This is a genomic window from Actinoallomurus sp. NBC_01490 (assembly GCF_036227085.1).
GTDB lineage: Bacteria > Actinomycetota > Actinomycetes > Streptosporangiales > Streptosporangiaceae > Actinoallomurus > Actinoallomurus oryzae.
On record NZ_CP109433.1, the window covers coordinates 3,596,501 to 3,621,564 of the forward strand.

General features: G+C 71.7%; 22 protein-coding genes. 15 read left to right on the plus strand and 7 right to left on the minus strand.

The window, feature by feature from the left end; translation table 11 throughout:
* The first annotated feature begins 71 nt into the window (after window positions 1–71).
* The 11 genes from ispG (at window position 72) to OG417_RS17275 (ending at window position 12,229) form a co-directional block, all read left to right on the plus strand.
* Window positions 72–1,229, plus strand: a complete 1,158-nt coding sequence (gene ispG / locus OG417_RS17225) for a flavodoxin-dependent (E)-4-hydroxy-3-methylbut-2-enyl-diphosphate synthase (protein ID WP_329256607.1) — start codon at window positions 72–74, stop codon at window positions 1,227–1,229.
* Window positions 1,230–1,431: 202 nt separating this feature from the next.
* Window positions 1,432–2,994, plus strand: coding sequence for an alpha/beta hydrolase (locus tag OG417_RS17230; RefSeq protein WP_329256610.1), 1,563 nt, complete (start codon window positions 1,432–1,434; stop codon window positions 2,992–2,994).
* Window positions 2,995–3,176: 182 nt separating this feature from the next.
* On the plus strand, window positions 3,177–4,778 hold the full coding sequence (locus tag OG417_RS17235; RefSeq protein ID WP_329256612.1) for an alpha/beta hydrolase: 1,602 nt from the start codon (window positions 3,177–3,179) through the stop codon (window positions 4,776–4,778).
* Window positions 4,779–5,008: 230 nt separating this feature from the next.
* On the plus strand, window positions 5,009–5,851 hold the full coding sequence (locus OG417_RS17240) for a GNAT family N-acetyltransferase (protein WP_329262353.1): 843 nt from the start codon (window positions 5,009–5,011) through the stop codon (window positions 5,849–5,851).
* 164 nt (window positions 5,852–6,015) lie between these two features.
* A complete protein-coding gene (locus OG417_RS17245) occupies window positions 6,016–7,830 on the plus strand; it encodes a sigma-54-dependent Fis family transcriptional regulator (RefSeq protein ID WP_329256614.1) in 1,815 nt (604 codons plus the stop codon).
* Window positions 7,831–7,964: 134 nt separating this feature from the next.
* Entirely contained in the window at window positions 7,965–8,330 is a 366-nt protein-coding gene (locus OG417_RS17250) for a response regulator (RefSeq protein WP_329256616.1), read from the plus strand.
* Window positions 8,331–8,364: 34 nt separating this feature from the next.
* A complete protein-coding gene (locus OG417_RS17255) occupies window positions 8,365–8,985 on the plus strand; it encodes a pentapeptide repeat-containing protein (protein ID WP_329256618.1) in 621 nt (206 codons plus the stop codon).
* Between the two features lie 221 nt (window positions 8,986–9,206).
* Window positions 9,207–10,010 (plus strand): enoyl-CoA hydratase/isomerase family protein, encoded by an 804-nt coding sequence (locus tag OG417_RS17260; RefSeq protein ID WP_329256620.1) that lies wholly within the window; start codon window positions 9,207–9,209, stop codon window positions 10,008–10,010.
* 181 nt (window positions 10,011–10,191) lie between these two features.
* Complete coding sequence (locus OG417_RS17265) at window positions 10,192–10,803, plus strand: ClpP family protease (RefSeq protein WP_329262356.1); 612 nt, start codon at window positions 10,192–10,194, stop codon at window positions 10,801–10,803.
* On the plus strand, window positions 10,800–11,435 hold the full coding sequence (locus OG417_RS17270; protein WP_329256622.1) for an ATP-dependent Clp protease proteolytic subunit: 636 nt from the start codon (window positions 10,800–10,802) through the stop codon (window positions 11,433–11,435). The genes OG417_RS17265 and OG417_RS17270 overlap by 4 nt, the downstream gene beginning before the upstream one ends.
* Before the next feature lie 203 nt (window positions 11,436–11,638).
* On the plus strand, window positions 11,639–12,229 hold the full coding sequence (locus OG417_RS17275) for a hypothetical protein (RefSeq protein ID WP_329256624.1): 591 nt from the start codon (window positions 11,639–11,641) through the stop codon (window positions 12,227–12,229).
* On the opposite strand, the gene OG417_RS17280 is transcribed toward OG417_RS17275, so the two are convergent.
* From OG417_RS17280 to OG417_RS17290, 3 genes are read right to left on the minus strand one after another with little or no spacing between them, the layout of a single operon-like run.
* Window positions 12,226–12,501 carry a hypothetical protein gene (locus OG417_RS17280; RefSeq protein ID WP_329256626.1) on the minus strand — a complete coding sequence of 92 codons (276 nt, stop codon included), beginning with the start codon at window positions 12,499–12,501 and terminating at the stop codon, window positions 12,226–12,228. The two genes, OG417_RS17275 and OG417_RS17280, sit on opposite strands and share 4 nt — an antisense overlap.
* Window positions 12,502–12,541: 40 nt before the next feature.
* Window positions 12,542–12,916 carry a DUF3037 domain-containing protein gene (locus OG417_RS17285; RefSeq protein ID WP_329256628.1) on the minus strand — a complete coding sequence of 125 codons (375 nt, stop codon included), beginning with the start codon at window positions 12,914–12,916 and terminating at the stop codon, window positions 12,542–12,544.
* A complete protein-coding gene (locus tag OG417_RS17290; protein WP_442875695.1) occupies window positions 12,913–13,737 on the minus strand; it encodes a HipA family kinase in 825 nt (274 codons plus the stop codon). Before OG417_RS17290 ends, OG417_RS17285 begins: the two co-directional genes overlap by 4 nt.
* A 327-nt stretch (window positions 13,738–14,064) precedes the next feature.
* On the opposite strand from OG417_RS17290, the gene OG417_RS17295 reads away from it, so the two are divergent.
* Complete coding sequence (locus tag OG417_RS17295) at window positions 14,065–16,413, plus strand: transketolase-like TK C-terminal-containing protein (protein ID WP_329256632.1); 2,349 nt, start codon at window positions 14,065–14,067, stop codon at window positions 16,411–16,413.
* Window positions 16,414–16,500: 87 nt separating this feature from the next.
* Here the strand turns inward: OG417_RS17295 and OG417_RS17300 are convergent, their stop codons facing one another.
* Entirely contained in the window at window positions 16,501–17,262 is a 762-nt protein-coding gene (locus OG417_RS17300; protein WP_329256634.1) for an ArsR/SmtB family transcription factor, read from the minus strand.
* Window positions 17,263–17,464: 202 nt separating this feature from the next.
* Here OG417_RS17300 and OG417_RS17305 point away from each other — a divergent pair, with 202 nt between their 5' ends.
* Window positions 17,465–18,076 (plus strand): hypothetical protein, encoded by a 612-nt coding sequence (locus OG417_RS17305; protein ID WP_329256636.1) that lies wholly within the window; start codon window positions 17,465–17,467, stop codon window positions 18,074–18,076.
* Between the two features lie 31 nt (window positions 18,077–18,107).
* On the opposite strand, the gene OG417_RS17310 is transcribed toward OG417_RS17305, so the two are convergent.
* Both OG417_RS17310 and OG417_RS17315 read right to left on the minus strand, forming a co-directional pair.
* Window positions 18,108–18,941 carry a YceI family protein gene (locus OG417_RS17310; protein WP_329256638.1) on the minus strand — a complete coding sequence of 278 codons (834 nt, stop codon included), beginning with the start codon at window positions 18,939–18,941 and terminating at the stop codon, window positions 18,108–18,110.
* Between the two features lie 19 nt (window positions 18,942–18,960).
* Window positions 18,961–21,345 carry an MFS transporter gene (locus OG417_RS17315; RefSeq protein WP_329256640.1) on the minus strand — a complete coding sequence of 795 codons (2,385 nt, stop codon included), beginning with the start codon at window positions 21,343–21,345 and terminating at the stop codon, window positions 18,961–18,963.
* Window positions 21,346–21,697: 352 nt separating this feature from the next.
* Between OG417_RS17315 and OG417_RS17320 the strand changes: the two genes are divergently transcribed.
* Together OG417_RS17320 and OG417_RS17325 are read left to right on the plus strand one after the other, a co-directional pair.
* Window positions 21,698–23,302 carry an esterase-like activity of phytase family protein gene (locus OG417_RS17320; RefSeq protein ID WP_329256642.1) on the plus strand — a complete coding sequence of 535 codons (1,605 nt, stop codon included), beginning with the start codon at window positions 21,698–21,700 and terminating at the stop codon, window positions 23,300–23,302.
* A 55-nt stretch (window positions 23,303–23,357) separates the two neighbouring features.
* Window positions 23,358–24,167: a phosphotransferase family protein gene (locus tag OG417_RS17325; protein ID WP_329256645.1), complete on the plus strand. Its 810-nt coding sequence runs from the start codon at window positions 23,358–23,360 to the stop codon at window positions 24,165–24,167.
* Window positions 24,168–24,332: 165 nt separating this feature from the next.
* On the opposite strand, the gene OG417_RS17330 is transcribed toward OG417_RS17325, so the two are convergent.
* On the minus strand, window positions 24,333–24,983 hold the full coding sequence (locus tag OG417_RS17330) for an enoyl-CoA hydratase/isomerase family protein (RefSeq protein WP_329256647.1): 651 nt from the start codon (window positions 24,981–24,983) through the stop codon (window positions 24,333–24,335).
* Window positions 24,984–25,064: the final 81 nt, after the last annotated feature.

Below are 25,064 nucleotides of genomic sequence, written 5' to 3' on the forward strand. Positions count from 1 at the left end.
CGCCTGACAGTGACAACTCGAAAGGAGGGCGCGGCAGCACCCGGAGCACACGGCTCCGTGCCGCGTGACCCATGACCGTCGAACTCGGGATTCCGCAGGCGAGGCCCAAGCCGATCTCTCCGCGCCGCAAGTCGCGGCAGATCATGGTGGGCTCGGTCCCCGTGGGCGGCGACGCCCCGGTGTCGGTGCAGTCCATGACGACGACACTGACGGCGGATGTCAACGCGACTCTTCAGCAGATCGCCGAGTTGACGGCGTCGGGTTGCCAGATCGTGCGGGTGGCGGTGCCGTCGCAGGACGACGCCGACGCGCTGCCGGCGATCGCCCGCAAGTCGCAGATCCCGGTGATCGCCGACATCCACTTCCAGCCCAAGTACGTCTTCGCCGCGATCGACGCCGGGTGCGCGGCGGTACGGGTGAACCCGGGCAACATCAAGAAGTTCGACGACAAGGTCGGTGAGATCGCCCGCGCGGCCAAGGACGCGGGTGTGCCGATCCGCATCGGGGTCAACGCCGGGTCGCTGGACAAGCGCCTGCTGGAAAAGTACGGCAAGGCGACGCCGGAGGCGCTGGTGGAGTCGGCGCTGTGGGAGTGCTCGCTGTTCGAGGAGCACGACTTCCGCGACATCAAGATCTCGGTCAAGCACAACGACCCGGTCGTGATGATCAACGCTTACCGTCAGCTCGCCGCCCAGTGCGACTATCCGCTCCACCTCGGGGTCACCGAGGCCGGGCCGGCGTTCCAGGGCACGATCAAGTCCTCGGTGGCGTTCGGCGCGCTGCTGGCCGAGGGCATCGGCGACACGATCCGGGTCTCCCTGTCGGCGCCGCCGGCCGAGGAGGTCAAGGTCGGCCTGGCGATCCTGGAGTCCCTGGGGCTGCGCGAGCGCGGCCTGGAGATCGTCTCCTGTCCCTCCTGCGGCCGCGCCCAGGTGGACGTCTACTCCCTGGCCGACCAGGTGACCGCCGCGCTGCAGGACTTCCCGGTGCCCCTGCGGGTCGCCGTCATGGGCTGCGTCGTCAACGGCCCCGGCGAGGCGCGCGAGGCCGACCTCGGCGTCGCCTCCGGCAACGGCAAGGGCCAGATCTTCGTCAAGGGCCAGGTCATCAAGACCGTGCCCGAGTCCGCCATCGTCGAGACCCTCATCGAAGAGGCCGTCCGCATCGCCGACGAGATGGGAGTCGACGTCACCGGCGAAGGCCCCGGAGCCGACGTCACCGTCTCCTGAGCGTGGGTGACGGCCCCGCGCCCGCCTGACCACTAGGCTTCGCAAAGCCCCCGGCCGAACGGCCGGGGGCTTTGCCGTGCGTGCGGCCTTTGTGCTGGCCACTGTCGGCCGGACTCTTCCCGGCCGTACGGCGTCGTCACGAAAATCGTGCGTTACCGCATGAACCGGGGTTCATTTCCGAACCCCGCGCGAAAGGGGTTACGTGAAAAAGCTTGCCATCACGGCGGCCGCCGCCGGAGCCGGTCTGGTCGCGTTGGCGCTGGCGCCGACCGTCGCCCAGGCCCGCCCCGCTCAGCCGACCACGAGCCTGAGCTGGTCGGCCTGTACCGACCCGAGCCTGAGCGGCCTGGAGTGCGCCAGCCTCCAAGTGCCACTCGACCACGCCAAACCGCACGGCCGGCAGATCACCCTGGCGCTGTCCCGCTTCAAGCACACGGGCACGACCGGCTACCAGGGCTCCCTGCTGGTCAACCCGGGCGGTCCGGGCGGCACCGGCCGTGACTTCGCGCTGCGCGTGGCGAACGGCCTGCCGGACAGCCTCAAGGCCACCTACGACGTCGTCGGCTTCGACCCGCGCGGCGTCGGCGGCAGCAGCCCGTCGCTCAGCTGCGACCCGAACTACTTCCAGCCGATACGGCCCGACTACGTCCCCACCAGCAAGGCGCTGGAGGCGACGTGGCTGAAGAAGGCGGCCGGGTACGCCAAGGCCTGCGGGAGCAAGTACGGCTCTCTGCTCCAGCACATGAAGACGACGGACGCCGTCCAGGACATGGACGACATCCGCGCCGCGCTGGGCCAGAAGCAGATCAACTACTACGGCGCGTCCTACGGCACGTACCTCGGCTCGGTGTACGCGACGATGTACCCGTCGCATGTCCGCCGGATGGTGCTGGACAGCAACGTCAAGCCGAGTGACGTCTGGTACGACGCCAACCTCGAGCAGGACAAGGCGTTCGAGGGCAACATCAACGCCCTGTTCGCGTGGGCGGCCAAGTACGACTCGGTCTACCACCTGGGCACGACGCAGCAGGCGGTGCGGAAGGTCTTCTTCGACACGCGCGAGAAGCTGGTCAAGTCGCCGGCGGGCGGTGTCGTGGGCGGTGCCGAGTTCATCGACACCTACCTGGTCGCGGGGTACATCGACCTGGGCGCGTACTGGCCGTACCTGACCAACGCCCTGGCCCAGTACAAGGCAGGCAACAGCAAGCCGCTGGTCGACGCCTTCAACCTGCTCGGCGCGACCACGGACGACAACGGCTACGTCGTCTACAACGCCGTGCAGTGCAGCGACGTCCGGTGGCCGCAGAACTGGAACACCTGGCGCAAGGACAACGCGAAGCTGTACGCCCAGGGCTACCAGTTCGAGACCTGGTCCAACGCCTGGTACAACGCGCCGTGCCTGACCTGGCCCGCCAAGCCCGGCAAGCCGGTCGACGTGGGACACGCCAAGGGCATCCCGCCGGTGCTGCTCTTCCAGGCGACCAACGACGCCGCGACGCCGTTCCCCGGCGGCGTGGAGATGAACAAGCGGCTGAAGGGGTCGCGCCTGGTGATCGAGGACGGCGGCCGTACGCACGGCGTCGTCGAGCGGGGCAACACCTGCATCGACTCGAAGTTCGCCGCCTTCCTCACCGACGGCACCCTGCCGGCGAACCAGACGCACTGCCCGCGTCTGCCCGAGCCGGTTCCGCCGTCCTCGGCGTCGTCGGCCACCGCCAAGGCGGCCGTCGCGCCGCAGTTCCCGCAGGCGCTCGTCCGCCCGTAGGAGCGAGAAGGAAGACCCCCGGCGGCGCGCCGGGGGTCTTCCCCTGTCTCGGGTTTCCCGGTAAGCAATCACGATCACGCAACACTTAAATAGCCCCCTTTTCGCCAAATGCCCCGAGCGAAACAATCTGCGCATTCAGACCAGCGCGGCTGTCGTCGGACGCCGCGTGCGTAGGGGGTTTCGTGAAGAGACTTGCTGTCATCACGGCCGTGGCGGGCGTGGGACTCGCCGGCTCGGCCGTGGCCGTGTCCGCGTCGGCCGAGGCGACGCCGGCTCCCGCCGCGATCGCCTGGGCGAAATGCGCCGGCGACGATCCTTATCTGGCCAATGCGGAATGCGCCCAGATCCAGGTGCCGCTGGACTACGGCCATCCGAACGGAAAGAAGATCTCCGTCGCGATCTCACGGGTCAAGCACACCGATGACGCGCACTACAAGGGCGTGCTGATCGGCAACCCCGGCGGCCCGGGCGGCAGCGGGCTGTACCTGTCCGGCGGCCTCGCGAGCTGGTTCAGCGGTGCCGGCCACGACGAGATCCCCGCCGACTACGACATCATCGGGTTCGACCCGCGTGGCGTGGGGGCCAGCGAGCCGGCGCTGACCTGCGACCCGCACTACTCCGACCCCGTGCGGCCCGACTACGTCCCGCACTCGGTGGCGGACGAGGCGGCCTGGCTCAAGAAGTCCAAGGCGTACGCGGAGGCCTGCGCCAAGCGGTTCGGCTGGCTCCTGCCGCACCTGCGCACCACCGACGCGGCACGCGACATCGACGCGATCCGCTCCGCGCTGGGCCAGAAGCAGATCAGCTACTACGGCTTCTCCTACGGCACCTACCTCGGCGCGACGTACGGCACGCTGTTCCCGCAGCGCGTCCGGCACATGATCCTCGACGGCAACGTCGACGACCGCGGCGTCTGGTACGACGCGCAGCTCGAGCAGGACAAGGCGTTCGAGCGGAACATCAAGTTCTTCTTCGGCTGGGTCGCCAAGTACGACTCGGTGTACCACCTCGGCACCACCGAGGCGAAGGTGGAGCAGGCGTACTACGCCATCCGCGCCAAGGCCGGCAAGCAGGCCATCGGCGGGGAGGTCGGCCCCGACGAGCTGGACGACACCTTCCTCAACGCCGGATACAGCACCGGCTGGTACGAGCCGACCGCCGACGTGTTCTCGGCGTACGTGACGAAGGGCGACGCCTCGGCGATCACCGACTTCTACGAGAACTACGTCTTCTCCTCCGACGACAACGGCTTCGCGATGTACAACGCCGTCCAGGCCGCCGACGCGCGGTGGCCGCGGAACTGGAGCAAGTGGCATAACGACGCGGCGAAGCTCTACGCGCAGGGTTACCACTACAACACCTGGGGCAACGTCTGGTTCAACGCCCCGGTCGCCTTCTGGCCATTCCAGGGCGGCCCCAAGCTGAAGATCAAGTCCAGGGGCATGACTCCGGCGCTGCTCGTCCAGTCGACGCTGGACGCCGCGACGCCGTACCCGGGCGGCGAGGAGATGCACAAGCTGCTGCCCTCCCGTCTCGTCGCCGAGATCGGCGGCAAGACCCACGCCAACACGCTGAACGGGAACGCCTGCCTCGACGACAAGGTCGCGGCGTACCTCGCCACGGACGCGCTGCCCAAGGACAGGCCGGGCAACGGCCCGGACGCGACCTGCAAGGCGCTGCCGGACCCGGTGCCCGCCGGAGCCGCCGCCAAGGCGTCGGCCAGGACCTCGGCGGGATCCGTCGCGCCGCGAGTGCCCGCCCGCCCGCTTTTCGGCCGTCCCTGACCTCCGGCTGAGATCGCGGCGCCCCCGGCCTCCGGCCGGGGGCGCCGTTTGTCGCAAGTGCCGTAAATTCCCGAGGATCTCCGCTGATGAGATACCTGTCGTACCTTGGGAGAGATCTTCGGCTGATACTGCCGTACCCTTGACACCGTGAGGGGAGCGGATCTGTCGGCACGGCGGCGATCCGGCCCGCATGGCTCCGAGCGAGCAGCTGAGGAGATCTCGTGAGCCCGGTGCTCCGGACCTCGCCGGTCCGCATACTCGACGACCGCCACCTCGACGAGGCGCTTGCGATCCTTGACGCCGACCCGGTCTCCAACGTCTTCGTCAGTTCCCGCGTCCACGTCGCGGGCCTGGACTACCGGCGCCTGGGCGCCCAGATGTGGGGCTATCTCCCCGACGGGCGGCTGACCTCCCTCTGCTACGCCGGCGCCAATCTCGTGCCGGTCGCCGCGGACGAGCAGGCGGTCCGCCACTTCGCGGACCGGGCCCGCTCGCAGGGACGCCGGTGCTCCTCGATCGTCGGCCCGGTCGGCCCGGTGACCCAGCTCTGGAACGCCCTGCGTCCCTCCTGGGGACCTCCGCGCGCCATCCGCGCCGCCCAGCCGGTCATGTCGACCACGTCGCCGCCGCAGGTCGCCCCCGACACCCAGGTGCGGAGGGTCACGATGAAGGACTTCGACACCCTCTATCCCGCGTGCGTCGCCATGTTCACCGAGGAGGTCGGGATCTCCCCGCAGGCCGGTGACGGGGGAGTCCTCTACCGCGCCCGGGTGGCCGAGCTGATCCGCTCGGGCCGGGCGTTCGCCCGCATCGAGGGCGGACGCGTGGTGTTCAAGGCCGAGATCGGCGCGGTGACCCCGCACGCGTGTCAGGTGCAGGGCGTGTGGGTCAATCCGGAGCTGCGCGGCCGCCGCCACGCGGTTCACGGCATGGCGGCCGTCGTCGACGAGGCTCTGCGGTCCATCGCCCCCGCGGTCTCGCTGTACGTCAACGACTTCAACATCCCGGCGCGCGCCACGTACCGCCGCGTCGGCCTGCACGACGTGAACACCTTCATGTCAGTGATGTTCTAGCGATCGTCCGCCGGCTGCGCGACCTGCTCCCCGCGCTCGCGGGCTCGCCGCACCTGCCGGTCTGACGGCGTACGCGCAGGTCGGCGGGCGTTTCAGCCCCGGGGCCCTCCATACAATCGAAGAAGAAGGGGAGAAAACCGCTGGCGGACTTGGGAGGCCGCTGAGTGGTCGACACCGAGGGGGACACGGCACGCCGGGTCGCGCGGGCGCGTGAGCGGTTCCTGGCCTCCGGAGACGCGCCGCAGATGCCCCTGCGCGCGGGGATCATGGAGTCCTGGCGCCGTTCGCTGTACTCCGGCGTCGACTGCGACCGCCTTGATCCGCCCTATGCCGTTGACCTCGACACCGGTGGCCGTCTCATGTGCGCCGCGCGGCCCGTCCTGGACCGGCTGGAGGAGACGCTCGCCGAGGCCGCGATGGGCCTGCTGCTCGCCGACGCTCAGGGCCGCGTACTGGACCGGCGCGTGAGCGATCGACGCCTGACCCGCCAGCTCGACGAGATCCTGCTCGCCCCGGGCTTCAGCTACGCCGAAGAGCACGTCGGGACCAACGGCATCGGCACCGCGCTCGAGACGCGAGGTGTCTCCTGCGTGTTCGGCAGCGAGCACTTCCTCGAGCCGCTGCAGCGGATGGCGTGCGCCGGCGCGCCCATCCGGGACCGCCTCACCGGGCGGCTGGCCGGGCTGTTCGATATCACGGCCTGGCACTCGGACGCCGGCCCGCTGATGGCGGCCGTGGCGCAGGACGCCGCCCGGGAGATCACCCAGCGGATGGTCGAGCTGGGGTCGGCGGGTGAGCGGGCGATGCTGGAGGAGTTCCTGGCCGCCCGGGCGCGCGGCGGCCGGGCGGTCGTATCGGTCGGAGAGAACCTGACCATGGTGAACCGGCCGGCGGCCGACCTGCTCGACCAGGCCGATTACGCGCTCCTCCAGGACAAGGCGGCCGAGATGTCGCGGTCGGGCCGGGAGACCGTCGGCCGGGTCACGCTGTCGCGGGGCGAGGCGGCCACGCTCCGGTGCCGTGCCGTCGGGACCCCCACCGGGACGGCGGGCGCCGTACTGGAGATCGCCATGGTGGAGGACCGGCCGTCGTCCCCGGCGCCGAACCGGCCCTGCGAGCTGGACCTGGCGGGCGGCTCCGTGGCGTTCAGCCGGGTCTGCGCCGAGTTGTCGGCGCGGTGCCGGGCGCGTACCTGGACGGTCGTGGAGGGTGAGCCCGGCGTGGGCAAGCTGACGCTCGTGGCGGCCGCGCACCGCCGCCGCACCCCCGAGGGCACGCTCTCGGTGATCGAGCCGGAGGACCTCGAGGAGGACCCGGACGCCTGCCTGGAACGGGTGGCCTCGGCCACGCGCCGTCCCGGCTCCACCGTGGTCCTGCGCCACCCGGAGCGGTGCACCGCCGCAGCGCTCGCGGCGATCGCGAGCTGGCTGGACTCCTGGCCGGACGCGGCGTCCGCCTCCGCGGACCGGCCCTGGGTGGTCGCCACCCTCCCGGTGGGAACCGCGCTCGCCGACGAGCTCTCCGGCCGGCTTCCGGTCACGCTCACCGTGCCGGCGCTGCGCCACCGCATCGAGGACGTGCGGGATCTCGTCCCCGCGCTGCTGCGCCGCTTCGCCGCCGGCCGTACGGTGTCGTGCGGTCCGGCGGCCATGCGGATACTGCTGCGGTCGGCCTGGCCGGGCAACGTCGCCGAGCTCGCGGACGTGTTGCGGCAGGTGCTGGCCCGCAGGCGTACCGGGCAGATCGAGCCCGCGGACCTGCCGGCGTCCTGCCACGCGCGGAGCCGGCGCGTCCTGACCCCGTGGGAGACCTCCGAGCGGGACGCGATCGTCGGGGCCCTTTTGGAGACCGGCGGCGACCGGGCCGCCGCGGCCGACCTGCTCGGCATCTCCCGCGCCACCATCTACCGCAAGATCAACCTTTACGGCGTCTCGGTCGGACCGCGATCGGCCGGAGGGCGGCGTGACGTCTCAAGATGAGACACCTTCCGGCGGGAGGCGTGGGGTTGTCTGAAGTCATGGTCGAGACGACGATCCAGAGCGTGCGCTCCCCATCGGCTCGGCGGCGTCACCGACGGACCATCGCTCCCGGCAGGGCCATGACCATCAGCTGCGTGATCGTGGATGACAACGTTCGCTTTCTCAGGGCCGCCGGCGCGCTCCTCGAGCACGAAGGAATCACCGTCGTCGCGGTCGCCACGAACTCCGCGGAGGCGCTGCGGCGGGCCGGAGAGTTCCGGCCGGACGTCCTGCTGGTCGACATCGAGCTGGGCCAGGAGAGCGGCCTGGACCTCACCCGCCGGCTGACCGCCGCCGCACCCGCCCCCTGGTCGCGGGTGATCCTGATGTCGGCGCACTCCGAGGACGATTTCGGGGGCCTGATCGACGCGAGCCCCGCCCTCGGGTTCCTCGCCAAGCCCAGGCTGTCCGGAGTAGCGATCCGCCGCCTCCTCGGCGACGGACACGGGGAACCGGGATGAGCGAACCGCGCCGCGGTGCGCGATGCTCGGGGGCATGACAGATCGCAGACGCGGGCGGGCCGAGCCCGAGACCGACACGACCGTACGCTCGGAGGACTGGGACGGGCGTGACCTGACGGGCGAGCGCCACGAGCGGGTGGCGTTCGTCGACGTCGACCTGACCGAGACCGTCACTCAGGGCACGGCCTTCACCGGCTGCGTGTTCCGCGGCGTCCGGTTCAACGCGTCGGCGCACACCAACACGGCGTTCACCAACTGCGCGTTCACCCGGTGCGCGTTCTTCGACGCGACCTTCACCGGCTGCAAGCTCGTCGGCAGCGCCTTCGACGCCTGCACGTACGGATTGCTGAAGGTCTCCGGCGGCGACTGGTCCTTCGCCGAACTGGCCCGGGCCGACCTCGGCGGCGCCTCCTTCGAGGACGTGCGGATGCGGGAGGCCGACCTGACCGGCGCCCGGCTCGGCGGTGCCACGCTGCGGAACGTCGACCTGTCCGGGGCCTCGTTGCACCGTGCGGATCTGACCGGCTGCGACCTGCGGGGCAGTGACCTGTCCGCGCTCGATCCGCTCTCGGTGGAGCTGAAGGACGCGGTGATCGATCCGGCGCAGGCCATCATGATCGCGACCAGCCTCGGCCTGGAGGTGCGGTCGGGATGAGCGCTGTGCCCGCCGGACGGGCCCCGCAGGTGCGCCCGGGGCCGGGGTGACCGATGCCGCCGCCCTCGGGCGTCTGCGCGAGATGGGCAAGGCGGACCCGTTCTGGGTTACGGGATCTAAAGGACTTTTCGGGGAACTCTTCTCAAGAAGGGCATGGGTTCCCCGCTGGGCGCGAGTCCGGCGTTGATCGCATGCCATCGGTCGAGCGCGTGGAAGCACGGGTGGGTGATCTGGTGCCGGAGCCGAAGAAGGTCGGGCTGCTCTACCGGGATCTCGGCATCGCCGACGTCTCGGTCGGCGACGGGAGGCGCGGCAACGCGCTGTCGAGCGACGACTGGCGTGAGCTGGAGCAGATCTTCCGCCGCCTGGCCGAGGACGACCAGGTGCGCGCGGTGGTCGTCCGGGGCCAGGGTGGCACGTTCAGCTCCGGTTCGGACATGCGCGAGTGGGTCCAGGCGGACCGGATGGACGTCGCGGAGAGCTTCGCGGCGATGGAGGCGGCCTTCACCGCGATCGAGGACCTGCCGGTGCCCGTGGTCGCCGAGGTCGAGGGCGTGGCGGCGGGTGCGGGATGCCAGCTCGCGCTGGCCTGCGACCTTCGGGTGCTGGCCGACACGGCCCGGATCGGGATGCCGATCGCCCGGCTCGGCATCCTCGTCAGCCCGCTGTTCGCGGCCCGGCTGAGCGTGCTGGCCGGCCCCGGGGTCGCGCGGGAACTGCTCTACACGGGGCGCCTCGTGTCGGCCGAGGAGGCGGTGCGCCTCGGCCTGGCCACCCGGAGCGTGCCCGCCGAGGACCTGGCGGCCACCACGCGCAGGCTCGTGCTCTCGGTGGTCCGCCATCCACCGTCGGCGATCCGGGCGGCCAAGCACGCGGTGGACGTGGCGCTCGCCCCGGCCCGCGCGGCGGCACGGGCGCAGGCCGAGGGGCCGCCGGTCGCCTACGACGAGTTCCAGCGAGGGATCATGACGTTCCTCTCGCGCAGTCCCGCGTCCGGCCCCGACCATGATTCTTCCGAGGGCTGAATTCGCCGAACGCATAATGTGCCGACAGTGAAATTCATTGACCGGCCGAATTTTCGCGTATAAGTGCGCGATAAACGCTCCGCCCCTGGCGAACGACCTTTTCCTGGACCGGGAATCGTGATTAATGTCGTTGTCGCCGAACACGCGACAACGAACGGGTGGCATTGTGACGTCACAGACCCTGCCCCGGCCGCTGAACGACGCGAGCGCCGTCGAGTCGCCGCTCGTCTCCCCGGGAGAGCAGCTGCACCAGCGCCTGCTGAACAACCGCATCGTCTTCCTCGGACAGGAGGTGGACGATGAGATCGCGAACCGCATCTGCTCGGAACTGCTGCTCCTGTCCGCCGAGGACCCGCGCGGCGACATCTACCTCTACATCAACTCACCCGGCGGCTCGGTCACCGCCGGCATGGCGATCTACGGGATGATGCAGTACATCCCCAACGACATCGCCACCGTCGCGATGGGGTTCGCGGCGTCGATGGGCCAGTTCCTGCTCTGCGCGGGTACGCCGGGCAAGCGGTACGCCCTGCCGTTCACCCAGGTCGTCATGCACCAGCCGCACGGCGGCGTCGGCGGCACGGCCACCGACGTCAAGATCATGGCCGAGCAGATGCGGCACACCAAGCGCACCCTGGCCGAACGCATCGCCTTCCACACCGGCCGGCCGCTGGAGCAGATCGAGCGCGACTCCGACCGCGACCGCTGGTTCACCGCCGAGGAGGCGCGCGAGTACGGCATCATCGACCACGTCGTACCGGCCGCCCGCCGCGTCGACGGGCCGCTGTCGTGAACGCCCGGTCGGCGGCGCGTGAACGCCACGTGTTGCCCTCCTACGCCGAACGCACGTCGTACGGCCACAAGGAGACGAATCCGTACAACAAACTGTTCGAAGAACGGATCATCTTTCTCGGCACGCCGATCGACGACGCTGCGGCCAATGACGTGATCGCGCAGTTGTTCACGTTGGAGTTCCTGGATCCCGACCGCGACATCAGCGTCTATATCAATTCGCCCGGCGGGTCCCACACGGCGATGACCGCGATCTACGACACGATGCAGTTCGTCCGATGCCGGATCCAGACCGTGTGCGTCGGCCAGGCGGCGGGCCCGGCCGCCGTGCTCCTCGCCGCCGGCGCGCCGGGCGGGCGCGCGGCACTGCCGCACGCGCGGATCCTGCTGCACCAGCCCGCCACCGAGGGCACCCGCGGGCAGGCCAGCGACATCGAGATCCAGGCCGAGGAGATCCTGCGCGTCCGCGCGCAGATCGAGACGCTCCTCGCCCGGCACACCGGCCAGGACCTCGACCGCGTACGCCGCGACATCGAGCGCGATCGGTTCCTGACCCCGGAGCGGGCCCGGACGTACGGCATCGTCGACGAGGTCATCGCGAGCCGCAAACACAGCCTGTACGCCCTGGTGTAGTTCGTCCCCACGCTGGTGGTGACGACGGCGGAACGGCGTCGCCGCCGCTCGTTTCCGGGGTCGGCCGGTCGGCACGGGCGGCGGGGATCCTGACCTGGCCGTCAGGCCCTGCCGGGCGGCGGCCCGGCCGGGCCACGGACGACCGGGGAGCGCTCTGTCATTCCCGGCGCCGGGCAGGTGAAGATCCCCTAGCCTCGACCGGCATGAGCCCCGACCTGTCCGCCGGCGGCGAGCCGGCCGCGCACATCACGGCCATGAGGACGCCGGTCCGGCTGCTCGCCGCCACGGCGGCCACCGCCGGCCTGCTGCTCGCTTCGACCACGGTGCTGATGTGGGCGACCGGCGTGGTCTGGCACGTCGAGCAGCAGCCGTCGGACCCGTCCGCCGGCGTGTTCGTGGCCGTCGAGACGTCCGGGACCGGCCTCTGGGACGGGCCGAACGCCGGTAGCGCGATCCTGCTGCTGACCGTCGCCCTCGCCACCGCGGCGCTCGCCGGGACGGGCGCCCTGCGGCGACGACCTCGCCTGGTCCGGCTGTCGAGCGCCCCGGCCGCGGTCGCCTTCGCGGCCACGTGGGCCCTGATCGTCGGCACCTACGTCTGGGGAGGCTCCCGCCTCCGGAGCGACGTCGGCGGCCACCACATCCAGATCGTGCTACGACCGCGCCCGCGCGTCGAAGCCGCCTGGCCCGCCGCCCTCTGCCTCTCGGCCGTGGCCCTGGCAGCCGCGGCCGGCGCCTGGTGGACTATGCGCCGGCGGTACCGTGCCCTGCCGAGCGGCCGTCCTCCGAGCTAGGAGTCGTCGTCTGCCGGTGGCAGGCCGAACTCGCCGAGATCGTCGAGCAGCCGCTCGCGGGCGGCGGCCAGACGGACGTCGTAGTCGGGCATGAAGATCTCCGCCAGCGAAGTGTCCAGCGTCCCGGAGATCCGGTGAATCGGTGACCAGACCGCCCGGTCCTGGTTCACCAGGCCGTCGAACTCCGCGGTGCCGATCATGCGGTCGAGCCAGTCGGAGAGCAGGAGTGCCTGGTCACGTGTGAGTTTGATCGTCAGGTCGTCGTCGGTCATTTCGTCGAGGCCGCCTTCAACTCGTCATCGCGGGCGTGCGTCAGCGGACCAGGGCGTCCAGGAGGCGGTCCAGCTCGGCGGCGGGGTCGCCGGTCAGGCCGGCGTGGACCGGGCCGGTCTGGACGATGGTGCTCCGCGGCGCGGTCAGCCAGCGGAAGCGGCTGCCGAGCGGCTCGTCGCCGGCCTGGCCGGCGTGCGGGCCGCCGTGGCAGGTGCACTCGACCGCGGTCAGCGCGGCGCGTACGCCCTCCAGGTCCAGGCCGGGGTCGAGGGCGCGGAGCCGGGCCGCGTCGACGTGCACGCGGCAGCCGAGGAAGTCGCGGGCCTGGCAGTAGACGATCACGCCGACGTTCATGCTCTCGCCGCGTTCGACACGAGGCATCACGCGGAGCGTGGCGTACTCGAAGACGTTCATCGGCGCAGCCACCCCGGCCGTGTCTTGCCCCGCGGGGCCGGCGGGCGTGCGGGCCGTGCGGGTCCGACCTCGGGCAGCCACACCGAGGCGTCGGCGGCGCGAGCGTGCAGATGCGTCACGTACGCCGCCGCGAGGTCGGCGGGGGAGTCGAAGCCCGGCTCGTCCTCGAACCACTCGACGGGCACCAGGTCCACCACCGTACGGAGCAGGTCGTCGGTGATCCGCGGGGCGAGCCGGCGTCCGGCGGCCTGAAGGGCCTCGTCGTCGACGAACGTGGTGAGGACGTGGTCGCTCGCGTCGTACGGCTTGGCGGCGAGCCGGTCCGCGCTCGCCCACGCGTGGTGGAAGTACAGGCTCGCCCCGTGGTCGATCAGCCAGACGTCGCCGTGCCAGACGAGGAGGTTCGGGTTGCGCCAGCTGCGGTCGACGTTGCCGATGAACGCGTCGAACCACAGCACCGAGGCGGCGAAGCCGGGGTCGGGGGACCATGCGAGCGGGTCGAAGCCGAGCGAGCCGGGCAGGTAGTCGATGCCGAGGTTGCAGCCCGGGCTCGCCTTGAGCAGGTCCTGCACGTCGGGGTCGGGTTCGTGTCGCCCGATCGCCGGATCGAGGTCGACGGTGACGATGTCGGGGACCCGCAGGCCGAGCCGCCGTGCGAGCTCGCCGGCGATGACCTCGGCGATCAGCGCCTTGCGGCCCTGGCCGGCGCCGTGGAACTTCACGACGTACGTGCCGAGGTCGTCGGTCTCCACGATCGCGGGCAGCGACCCGCCCTCGCGCAGCGGCGTCACGTAGCGGATGGCGGTGACGTTGGACAGCACGGGCATACGGTATCGAGGTGTGGCGGCATGCGAGCACGATGCGCGCGCATGCCGCCCCCGAACGCCACGGACCCAGGCGGACAGGCCCCGGAACCGCCCGCCCGGGGCCAGTGCATCCTAAGCGCGTGTTCGCCACCTGATGTGATGCATATGTCACACGTCGGCGGTTCTGGTGGTCCGTATCCGGGGGAGGGGGCGGAACAGCCGCTCGGCAACGCCCGGCGGGATGAGGACGGTCCTCCCACGGAAGCGCACTCGTCCTTTACTCTCCTCTCGGGCAATATGCGGCATATCAGTCATACCGGGCCGCGCCCGAAAGGGGCATCGATGAGTGTCGAGGTAAGCGAAGCCGCGGTCGCCGGCGTGGACCTGGACGTCCTGGACGAGATCCAGCGGCGGGTGCTGTGGCTCGCGGTGCGCATCGTCGACGCCGCCAACCGCGAGCGGCAGACCGGCGACGGCATCAAGGTGGGCGGGCACCAGGCGTCCAGCGCCTCGCTGGTGACGGCGATGACGGCGCTCTGGTTCGCGTACCTGCGGGCCGAGGACCGGGTGAGCGTCAAGCCGCACGCCTCGCCGGTGTTCCACGCGATCAAGTACCTGCTCGGCGACCTCGACCGCTCCTACCTCACCACGCTGCGGTCCCGCGGCGGGCTCCAGTCCTACCCGAGCCGCACCAAGGACCCCGACGACGTGGACTTCTCCACCGGTTCGGTCGGGCTCGGCGCGGCGGCGCCGCTGTTCGCCGCCGCGGTCCGCCGCTACGTCGACGCCCACTGGGGCAGCGACCACCCGAGGCCGCCGCGGTTCATCGCCCTGCTCGGCGACGCCGAACTGGACGAGGGAAACGTCTGGGAGGCCATCGCCGACCCGGCCACCCAGGGCCTCGGCAACGTCATGTGGCTGGTCGACTTCAACCGCCAGTCGCTGGACCGGGTCGTGCCGGGCGTGCGGATCGCGCAGTGGCGCGGCCAGTTCGAGGCGGCCGGCTGGCACGTCGTCGAGGTCAAGTACGGGCGGCGGCTGCGCGAGGCGCCCGCGTCCGTACGCGGCTGGATCGACCTGATGTCCAACGAGCAGTACCAGGCGCTGTTCGGGCTGACCGGCCCGAAGCTGCGTGAGGTGTTCCTCGACGGCGCGCCCGCCGAGGTCGGCGAGGCCGTGGCCGGCCTGCCCGACGACGAGCTCGCCCGGCTCGTCCAGGACCTCGGCGGCCACGACCTGGTGGCCATGCTGGAGGCGTACGCACAGTGCGACGCCGTCACCGACCGGCCCAGCGTGGTGTTCGCCTACACGGTCAAGGGCCACGGCCTGCCGATCGCCGGCAACCCGCGCAACCACTCGGCGCTGCTCACCGCCGAGCAGATCGCCACGCTGCGCGAGAGCATGGGGCCGGCCGGAGACTGGGACCGGTTCGACCCGGCCACGCCCGCCGGCATCCTGTGCAACCAGCGGCGCGAGGCGCTGCGGCGCCCGCCGGCGAACGTCGCGCTCGACGTGACCGTGCCCACCGCGACCGGCGTGCGCACGACACGCCCGGTCTCCACCCAGGACTCCTTCGGCAAGATCCTCGTGGACCTGTCGCGGGAGGAGAGGCTCGCGCCGTACCTCGTCACGACCGCGCCGGACGTGGCGACCTCGACGAACCTGGCCGGCTTCATCAACCGCATGGGCGTCTTCGCGCCCGCCGAGCAGCGCGCCTGGAGCCCCGACCCGCTGCTGAGGTGGACCGAGGGGCCCCAGGGCCAGCACATCGAGCTGGGCATCTCCGAGATGAACCTGTTCCTGCTGCTCGGCCAGCTCGGTCTCTCCGGTGACCTGCACGGACGCCCGCTCCTGCCGGTCGGTACCGTCTACGACCCATTCGTGTGCCGCGGCCTGGACGCCTTCATCTACGGCGTCTACTCGGGTGCCCGGTTCGTCGTCGCCGGGACGCCGTCCGGTGTCTCGCTCGCCCCCGAGGGCGGCGCGCACCAGTCGAGCATCACCGCCTCGATCGGCCTGGAGCTGCCGAACGTCACCTACATCGAGCCGGCCTTCGCCACCGCGCTGGACTGGCTGCTGTGCGACGCCCTCGGCCGGATCGCGGCGGGGCCGGGGGAGACGCCGACCGCGGTGCCGGCCGAGGAGGGCGCCTACTACTTCCGGCTGACGACCCGGCCGCTGGACCAGACGCCGTTCGAGGAGGCGCGGGCCCGGCACGGCGACGCGGTTCTGCGGCGGCAGGTCCTCGCCGGGGCGTACTCGCTGCGCGAGTCGAACGTGGACGGACCCTCGGTCACCCTGGCGGCCACCGGAGCCGTGCTGCCGGAGGTGCTCGCCGCCGCCCGCGAGCTGGAGGAGGAGGGCATCGCCGCGAACGTCGTCGACGTGACCTCGCCGGACCGGCTGTACTCGGCCTGGCGGCGCACACTGCGTCAGGGCGTGCGGACCGCGACGACCCCCTCCCAGGCGGGTGCGCTGCGGGCGGCGTTCCCGGACCGGGCGCCGGTCGTCACCGTGCACGACGCCGCCTCGCACGCCATGGCCTGGCTCGGCTCGGCGCTCGGCGTGCCGTGCGTGCCGCTCGGCGTCGATGAGTTCGGCCAGTCGGGTTCGATCCCGGAGCTGTACGAGCTGCACGACCTGCTGCCGGGCTCGATCGTCAACGCCGCCCTGGCCGCCTTGTCCCTGTGAGACTCGTCCCTGTGCGGCTCGTCCCTGTGCGGCTCGTCCCTGTGCGGGACCGCCCGGAACCCACGAGGGCTCCGGGCGGCCTCCGGGTCAGCCGGCCAGCGACTCTCCGGTCTCCAGTAGCGTCTTCAGCCCGCTGAGGACGCGCATCCAGCCGGGGCCGGAAACGCTCCTGGCCGTCTTGGGTGCGCCCTCCAGCCGGTCGTGGACGGCGGTCAGCAGGCACGTGCCGTCGTCCTGGGGCTCGATCTCCCAGGTCACCCGGCTGGTCTCCTCCTTGGCCATCTCCTCGTCGTACAGGGAGCGCCAGCCGTGGACGAGCCGGCGCGGCGGGTCCCACTCGATGACCTCGTCATCGCCCCACAGCTCGCCGTTCGGACCATGGGCGACGTACCGGCCGTTCGTCATCGTGATGCGGGCGCCGTGGAAGTACTCGGCGGTGAACTCCGGGTTGGTGATGGCCTCCCAGATCCGCTCCGGGGTGGCCTTGATGAACACCTGGTAGACCTGCGTGGTCAGTGTGTCGGTCGTGCTGGTCACGGTCTCCTCCAGCCGGGTCTTGAGCTCGCTGAGGGCGGCTGCCCGCCGCTCGGTGTACTTGCCGATCCAGCGGTCGTGGATCCGCCGGACCGGCACGGGGTTGAGGTAGTGCGTTCGGCTGCGTCCGGTCTTTCGCGAGACGACCAGCCCGGCCTCCTCCAGCACCCGCAGGTGCTTCATCACGCCGAAGCGGGTCATGTCCAGCTGGGACTCCAGCTCGGTGAGCGTGCGGCCGTCACGCTCGAAGAGCCGGTCGAGCAGCAGCCTCCGCGTCGGGTCGGCGAGCGCCTTGAAGACGAGGTCGTCGTCCATGCCGGAGAGAATAGGTGACCAAACGGTCACATGTCCAGGGATGGGTGGGCCATGGCCGGGTCGCCTTGGTCGTGGGCCCGAGCCGGGGTGTCACGTATCCGCTGAAAGCCGTCGTCGTACGGATGTCTCGCAAGGTGGCCGAATGCGGGCATGGTTCCGGCGGAACCGTGCCCGGCACGCCGCTCGTCTTACGATTGTGATCATGTCCGGGCCGTATACGTGGTCGACTCTTCCTGAGGGGGACGGGGTCGAATTGCGGGACACGGCCTCCCAGCGGTCGACCATCCTCCGCCGGCCGCCCCCCGACCTGCTCGAGATGGACGACATCGTCCGCATCGAGGCCCTGGCGTTCCGCGAGGGCGACCGGCCGCAGGCGGAGCTGTTCGGCGCGATGGACACCGACCCGTTGCGCGTGCTCACCGGGATGAACTGGCTCATCGCCTTCTGGGCCGTTCTGTGGGACCTGCGCACCGGCGAGCCGGCCGACGGGCTGATTCGGTCACTCGACTACAACGGCCCCTGGCGCAGCGGCGCCATCCCCGAGCGGGAGCAGGTCTGGCACACGATGAGCCAGCGCGTGCGCTCGGGCGTGCTCGCCGCGCTCACCGGCAACCCCGAGGCCCACCGTGTGTACGAGGACGAGGTGCGCCGGCTCGCGCCCGACGTCTTCCTGCACGTCACGCTGACCATCATGGACACGCTGAGCCGTGACCTGGTCCGGCGGGGACTCGGCCTCGACGGCATGGCCGCCGGTCTGGCCGAGCGCACGCGCCCCGGCCCCGCCGGCGGGCCGTCGTTCTCACCGCCGCGCTGACGGCCCGGGCCGGCGGCGATCCGGCCGGGGGTCAGCCGCCGGGCAGCCGTTCGCCGCGCACGGCCTGGATGTCGATGGCCACGCGCAGCGTGGTGCCGATCGCGCCGATGCCCGCCGAGAGGATCTGGTTGTAGACCATCGAGAAGTCCTCACGCCGCAGCTCGGTCGTCGCGCGGAACGCCGCGCGGACGCCGCCCCACGGGTCGGGGCCGGTGCCGAGGTAGGACATGTCCAGCTCCACCGGACGCCGGACGTCCTTCAGGGACAGCGCGCCGTGGACGGTCCAGCGCTCACCGCCGACCGGTACGACGTGGGTGCCCAGATAGCTGATCACCGGGAAGCGCTCCACGTCGAGGAAGTCGGGGCCGCGCAGGTGCCCGTCCCGCATGGCGTTCGCGGTGTCGATGGTGGCGGCCTTGATCTCGGCGCTCACCCGGGACCGCTCGACCGGCTCGGCGATGTCGATGCGGCCCCCGAACTCCCCGAACCGCCCGTGGATGCTCGACAGGCCCAGGTGCCGGACGGTGACCATGATGCTCGAGTGCGCCGGGTCGATCGTCCATGGCCCGGGCAGGGGCAGCTCGCTGTCACCGGTCTGGCGGTCCAGCACCACGGTGCCGAGCTCGGCCGCGCCCGCCGGCCCCACCTTGGCGGTGGAGGCCGCCGGGGCGTAGCCGATGGCCGTGACGATCGCGGTGTAGCGCCCGGTGGGCAGCGGCCCGGTGCACACGACGCCCTCGGGGTCGGCCTGGGCGCGGGAGACCTGCTGGCCCGTCATGTCGGCGACGGTCACGACCGCGTGGGGCACGGCCCAGCCGTCCTTGGTACGGATCCGTGCGCGCACGCCGCGGTGGTCCGTTGACATCGATGTTCTCCTCGAAGGGTCACTCGTCCGGGTGGCTGAGGGTGAGACCGAACGGCTCGGGCGCCGTCTCGCCGACCGTCACCGCGGCGGCCACCGGCGGGTAGCCGCTGGCGATCACGGTGTACGGGCCGGGGTCGAGGTCCTCGAAGGAGTACGCCCCGTCGGGACCCGTGGTGGCGGTCGCGACGACGTTGCCGGCGGCGTCGACCAGCGTGACCCGGGCGTCGGAGAGCAACAGGTCGTCCGATCCCGCGCGTACGGTGCCGTGCACGCGGGCGCCGGCCGGCAGCCGGACCTCGCAGCGCGTGGTGCCCTGGCCGTCGACCGTGACCGGCAGCGCGCCCGGCCGGTGACCGGCGGCGGTCACCGCCACGACGAACGCGCCGGCGACGAGGTCGTCGAACTCGAACTCCCCGTCCGCGTCGGTCCGGGCCGAGGCGATCACCTCGCCGTGGGCGTCGGTCACGACCACGATCGCGCCCCCGACGCGCTCGCCGGTCGCGGCGCTGCGCACCACGCCCGCCAGGCCGGAGGTGCCCGAGAGCGTGACGTCGTAGTGGAGCGGCTCACGGGCGACCGCGACGGAGGCGGCCTGCGGCTGGTGCCCGTCGGCCGCGGTGATCAGCATGTACGGACCCGCGCTGGGCGCCCGCAGCGTGTAGGCGCCGTCGACGCCGGTGGTGGCCCGGTCGACCTGGCGTCCGCCCAGGTCGATCAGGGTCAGCGCGGCGCCGCAGACGGGCCCGCCGTCGCCGCCGCGCACCCGGCCGTGCACCGGAGTGCCGAACGCGCCCGAGCCGGCCGACGCCATCGGCGCGTACGCCGGTGACGTCTGGGCGGCGAGCGGCCCGTCGTCCGCCGGCTCGCCGCGCGCGCCGACGGAGGCGAGCACTCGGGCGGGTGGCGGCGCCTCGGCCGTCACGGCCTCGCGTACGCCGGGCTCGGCGACGACGCGTGCGGTGCGGCGCTCGCCCCGGCTGTCGACCAGCACCGAGACGACGACGGCCGCGAGGCAGATGACGCCGACCGCCCACCAGAGCGCGACGGTGAAGCCGTGCACCAGTCCGGCCGCGGCGAGCGCGGGCGAGGGCGGGCCCTGGGCGTGCGCCGCGATGTAGGAGGTCGTGGCCGTCGCGCCGATGGTGTTCAGCAGCGCCGTGCCGAGCGAGCCGCCGACCTGCTGTGAGGTGTTGACCATCGCCGAGGCGATGCCGGCGTCGTGCGCGTCGACACCCGCGGTGGCGAGGTTCATCGCCGGCATCAGTGCCGTGCCCAGCCCGATGCCCAGGAGTAACTGGGCGGGCAGCACCGAGGCGGCGTAGGGGCTGTCGACCTGCAGGCGGGTGAGCAGCATGACGCCCGCCGCGGCGACGAGAAGGCCGGGCACCATGAGCAGGCGCGCCGGCACGTGGTTCATCAGCCGCGCGGAGATCTGCGTCGAGCCGGTGATCATGCCGGCTGTCATCGGCAGGAACGCCAGGCCGGTCTCGACGGGGGAGTAGCGTTTGACGGTCTGGAGGTAGTACGTCAGGAACAGGAACAGGCCGAACATGCCGATCACCGACAGGCCGACGGACAGGTAGGCGCCGCCCCGGTTGCGGTCGAGGATCACCCGCATCGGCAGCAGCGGCGACCGGGTCAGCGTCTCGACGACGACGAACGCCACCAGCAACACGCCCGCGCCGGCGAGCAGGCCGACCACGCCGCGCTCGCCCCAGCCCTCGGACTCGGCGCGGGTGAAGCCGTACACCAGCGCGACCAGGCCGGCGGTGACGAGCACGACGCCGGGCAGGTCGAGGCGGGTGTGGGAGCGGGTGCTGACCGGGTCGCGGACGAAGGCGATGCCGCCGGCCAGCCCGACCACGGCGACCGGCACGTTGACGTACAGCGCCCAGCGCCAGTCGAGGTACTCGGTGAGCAGGCCGCCGACGATCAGGCCGACGGCGGCGCCCCCGCCCGCGATCGCGCCGTAGATGCCGAACGCCTTGGCCCGCTCGGCCGGTGCGGTGAAGGTGACGGCGAGCAGGGAGAGCGCCGACGGGGCGAGCAGCGCGCCGAACGCCCCCTGCAGGGCACGCGCGGCCAGCAGCATGCCCTCACCGGTCGCGGCGCCGCCGACCGCCGAGGCGGCGGCGAACCCGACGAGCCCGATGAGGAAGGCGTACTTACGGCCGATGAGGTCGCCGACCCGGCCGCCGAACAGCAGCAGGCCGCCGAACGCGAGCGTGTAGGCGGTGATGATCCACTGCCGGTCGGCGTCGGAGATGCCCAGGGCGTGCTGGGCGGAGGGCATGGCGATGTTCACGATGGTGGCGTCGAGGACGACCATGAGCTGGGCGAGGGCGATGAAGACCAGCGCGATCCAGCGCCGGGGGACAGGTGGGCCGGAGACCGGTGCGGTCATCGACATGAGGAGACGTCTCCAAAGTTGGGGAATCAGCGCCTGGGCGAGCGGTGTGTCGGCAGGACTGCCATCGATCGGAGATCGTGGGGCCGGGCGGCGCGTGCACCATGAGCCGCGCCACCCCCTGTCGCCCCGAATAACATAATGTACTGGTTCCGTCACTGAGGGTACATCAACCGTGTGACGGGATAAAGACCGAACACATCGCAAATGACCCCGCCGCTGACCAGGCCGTACGGAGCCAAGCGTCGTGTGTCAGTAACCTCCGGGCCGCCCGGCGGACCATGTCCGTCCACCGACGTTGATCAAACTGCTCGGTCGGCACGTCATGGGACGAGCCGGGGAGGATCGGATGAATCGCCTGCACACCGCCGTTGCCGCCACCACCGTCGTGGCGCTGTCCCTCGCGCTCGGCGGCAACGCCGGAGCCGCGCCCGCGCACGGCCGTACGCTCGCGCCGCACGACGACACCTACCGCGTGCGCGCCGGTCACACCTTGAGCGCGCCGGGGCTGTTCCGGAACGACGACGGCGACCCGATCACGCTGACCTCGCACACCTCGCCGGCACACGGCTCGCTCAGCCTCAGTCCGGACGGGACCTTCCGCTACACGCCGGCCGCGGGGTTCACCGGCATCGACACGTTCACCTACACGGTGACCGACGCCGTCCGGCTGTACCCCACGCACCTGGCGCCGCTCGCCACGATCGGCGGCGTGAAGATCACCGGCGGGGCGTACGGCTCGTCGCTGGCCCCGGTGCCCGGCTCGCGTGACGAGTACTACGGCCTGACCGACCGCGGCCCGAACGTCGACGGCCCGGACGGTGAGAAGATCCTCCCGCTACCGGGCTTCACGCCGTCCATCGGCCGGTTCCGGCTCGCCGGCGGGAAGGCGGCGCTGGAGCGGAAGATACCGCTCAGGGAGGCCGATGGCACCCCGTACACCGGGCGCGTCAACCCGGAGGCCACCACCGGTGAGAAGCTCGTCGACCTGAACGGCGAGGCGCTCGCACCGAACGAGTCCGGTTACGACTCCGAGGGCCTGGTGGCCATGCCCGACGGGACGTTCTGGGTGTCGGACGAGTACGGCCCGTTCATCACGCACTTCGACCGGAGCGGACGGGCGACCCGGCGGCTGTCGCCCTTCGACGGATCCCTCCCGCGCGAGCTGGCGAACCGCGTGCCCAACAAGGGCATGGAGGGTCTGACGGTCACACCGGACGGCCGGACGCTGGTCGGCGTCATGCAGTCGGCGCTGCAGCAGCCCGACGTCACCGCCAAGCCGGGGAACGTCACCACTCTGCGCATCGTGACCTACGACCTGCGCACGCGGGCGACGCACGAGTACATCTACCTGCTCGACGACCCCAAGGACAACAGCGGCGCGGTGAGCGAGATCACCGCGCTGGGCGGCACCCGGTTCCTCGTCGACGAGCGCGACGGCGGCTTCGAGCCGGACGCCTACAAGAAGCTGTTCACGATCGACCTGGCCGGTGCGACCGACGTCGGCCCCTCCGCCTCGGTGCCCGGTGCCACGTACGACGCGGCAAGGGGCGGCCTGCTCGTCGGCGGCAGGAGCATCGACGCGTACGTCGGCAAGGACGACACCGCCCAGTCGCGGGCCGACCTGGCCAAGGTGGGCATCACGCCGGTGCGCAAGTCGCTGGGGCTGGACCTGGGCGCGCTGCTGACCCGCCTCGACCCGAGCGGCGGCTTCTTCGGCCACGACAAGGTCGAGGGGGTCGCGACCACCGACGGCGGGCGCACGATCGTGGTCAGCAACGACAACGACTTCGGCGTGGACGGCGTCACCGGCGACACGCCGCCGTTCCAGCTGCACGCCAAGACGCTGCCGAACGGCGCGCAGGACGACGGCGAGTACCTCGCGATCGACACGACGCGGCTCCCCGTCGCGACGCGGACGGCGACCGTGACCATCAGGGTCACCGCCCGGTAGCATCGGCGGCCGTCCGGCCGCGGTCCGTGGCCGGACCGGTCGAGCGGGGCGAAAGATGGCGAGCACACACGCGGTCGAGGTCGGCGCCACGACGGTGGTCAAGCGGTTCCGCCGGTGGGACCAGGACGAACACCGGCGCGAGTGGCGCGCGCTGACCCTGCTCGCCGAGCACGCGCCCGGGCTGGCCCCCTCTCCCGTATGCGCCGACCTGGACGCGGACCCGCCGAGCGTGACGATGGCGCGCCTGGACGGGACGCCGCTCGACGGCCGGCTGACCGGCGTCCAGGTCGACGGGCTCGCCGAGGCGGTCGCCGCGGTCCAGACGGCGATCCCCGAGCCCGTCCTGCGCGGCCTGCCGTCGCGGCTGCTCCACCCCCTGGTCGCCCTGCGCCGGCTGCGTGGCCGGTGCGCACGGCGACCGCCGCCGGGCGAGGACCCGGTCGTCGCGCGGGCCTTCGGCGAGGTCGCCGGCTGGGTCGCCCGTCCCCGGCTGGATGAGGTCTTCGCCGCCGAGTTCACGCCGGTCTTCGGGCTCGGGGACGGCAACCTGGCCAACTACCTGTGGGACGGCGACCGGGTCCGGGTCGTGGACTTCGAGTACTCCGGGCGGAGCGACCGCGCCTACGAGCTGGCCGAGGTGGTCGAGCACATCAGCGTGTGGGTGGATGACGGTCTCGACGCGCCGGCGCTCCTGTCGCGGTTCGAGCTGACGTCCGCGGAGACGGCGCGCCTCCGTGAGTGCCGGCGGCTGCTGGCGCTGTTCTGGTTCCTGTCCGTGCTGTCGGAGGATCCACGGCACCCGCGCAACCCGCCCGGCACCGCCGTACGCCAGGCCGGGCGCCTGCTGGCGCTGCTCGGCGCCTGAACGCGAGGACCGGTCCCGCTGCCACCCGGGACCGGTCCTTCGCCGTCTCGGTCCGGACGCGCAGAGGACCCCTCGAGACGGTGTGCCGCGCCGGCGAAGCGATGGCTGCCGCTGAGGCGCCGGGCACATTACCTACTATATCTACCGGAAATCCTTTGTAAAGGCTCACGCCAGGGCATCGAGGGCGGGGCGGTACAGCTCCGCGCGGATCCTGGCGATCGTGGCGCCGTCCTTGGCCGCCAGCGGAGCGGCGAGGGCGAGCGCGGCCGCGGTGACCTCCGGCTCGGGTACCGCCCGGTGGGCGATGCCCGCGGCGACGGCGTCCTCGCCGCCGTACCGGCGGCCGGCGACCATGGCCTCGTGCGCGGTGATCTTCGGCAGCCGCGCCTGGATCAGCGCGCTCATGCCCGGCGTGAACGGCAGCCCGAGGTCCACCTCCGGCAGGCAGAACCATCCCCGGTCGGCGCGCATCACGCGGTAGTCGTGGGTCAGGGACAGCATCGCGCCGGCGGCGAACGCGTGTCCGTTGACCGCCGCGACCGTCGGCATCGGCAGCGTCAGCATCCGGGCGAACAGGCCGTGCACGCGCTCGAGGTACGGGCCCCACTGGTCGGCGTCGGCGCCGAGCCGGTCCAGATCGAGGCCGTTCGAGTAGAACTTGCCGGCGCCGGTCGTCACGAGCGCCTTGGGCGCCGGTGCGTCGGTCAGTTCGTCGAGGGCCGCGGACAGCGCGTCCAGGAACTCGGGGCTGAAGCGGTTCTCGCCGTCGTCGAACCGCAGGACGTACACGTCGCCCTCGCGCCGCAGATCGATCATCGTGGCCTCTCTCGCATCGTTATTACCCGTGGGTAACTGTAGAGGATCGGGCCGGCGTCTCGTTCTTCCCGCCGCGAGAGC

Coding starts and splice junctions, on each gene's coding strand:
- OG417_RS17315 (WP_329256640.1), bottom strand. CDS start 21,345: ATGACCGCACCGGTCTCCGGCCCACCTGTCCCCCGGCGCTGGATCGCG.
- OG417_RS17325 (WP_329256645.1), top strand. CDS start 23,358: ATGGCGAGCACACACGCGGTCGAGGTCGGCGCCACGACGGTGGTCAAG.
- OG417_RS17285 (WP_329256628.1), bottom strand. CDS start 12,916: ATGAACGTCTTCGAGTACGCCACGCTCCGCGTGATGCCTCGTGTCGAA.
- OG417_RS17300 (WP_329256634.1), bottom strand. CDS start 17,262: ATGGACGACGACCTCGTCTTCAAGGCGCTCGCCGACCCGACGCGGAGG.
- OG417_RS17275 (WP_329256624.1), top strand. CDS start 11,639: ATGAGCCCCGACCTGTCCGCCGGCGGCGAGCCGGCCGCGCACATCACG.
- OG417_RS17330 (WP_329256647.1), bottom strand. CDS start 24,983: ATGATCGATCTGCGGCGCGAGGGCGACGTGTACGTCCTGCGGTTCGAC.
- ispG (WP_329256607.1), top strand. CDS start 72: ATGACCGTCGAACTCGGGATTCCGCAGGCGAGGCCCAAGCCGATCTCT.
- OG417_RS17305 (WP_329256636.1), top strand. CDS start 17,465: ATGTCCGGGCCGTATACGTGGTCGACTCTTCCTGAGGGGGACGGGGTC.
- OG417_RS17310 (WP_329256638.1), bottom strand. CDS start 18,941: ATGTCAACGGACCACCGCGGCGTGCGCGCACGGATCCGTACCAAGGAC.
- OG417_RS17255 (WP_329256618.1), top strand. CDS start 8,365: ATGACAGATCGCAGACGCGGGCGGGCCGAGCCCGAGACCGACACGACC.
- OG417_RS17295 (WP_329256632.1), top strand. CDS start 14,065: ATGAGTGTCGAGGTAAGCGAAGCCGCGGTCGCCGGCGTGGACCTGGAC.
- OG417_RS17320 (WP_329256642.1), top strand. CDS start 21,698: ATGAATCGCCTGCACACCGCCGTTGCCGCCACCACCGTCGTGGCGCTG.
- OG417_RS17280 (WP_329256626.1), bottom strand. CDS start 12,501: ATGACCGACGACGACCTGACGATCAAACTCACACGTGACCAGGCACTC.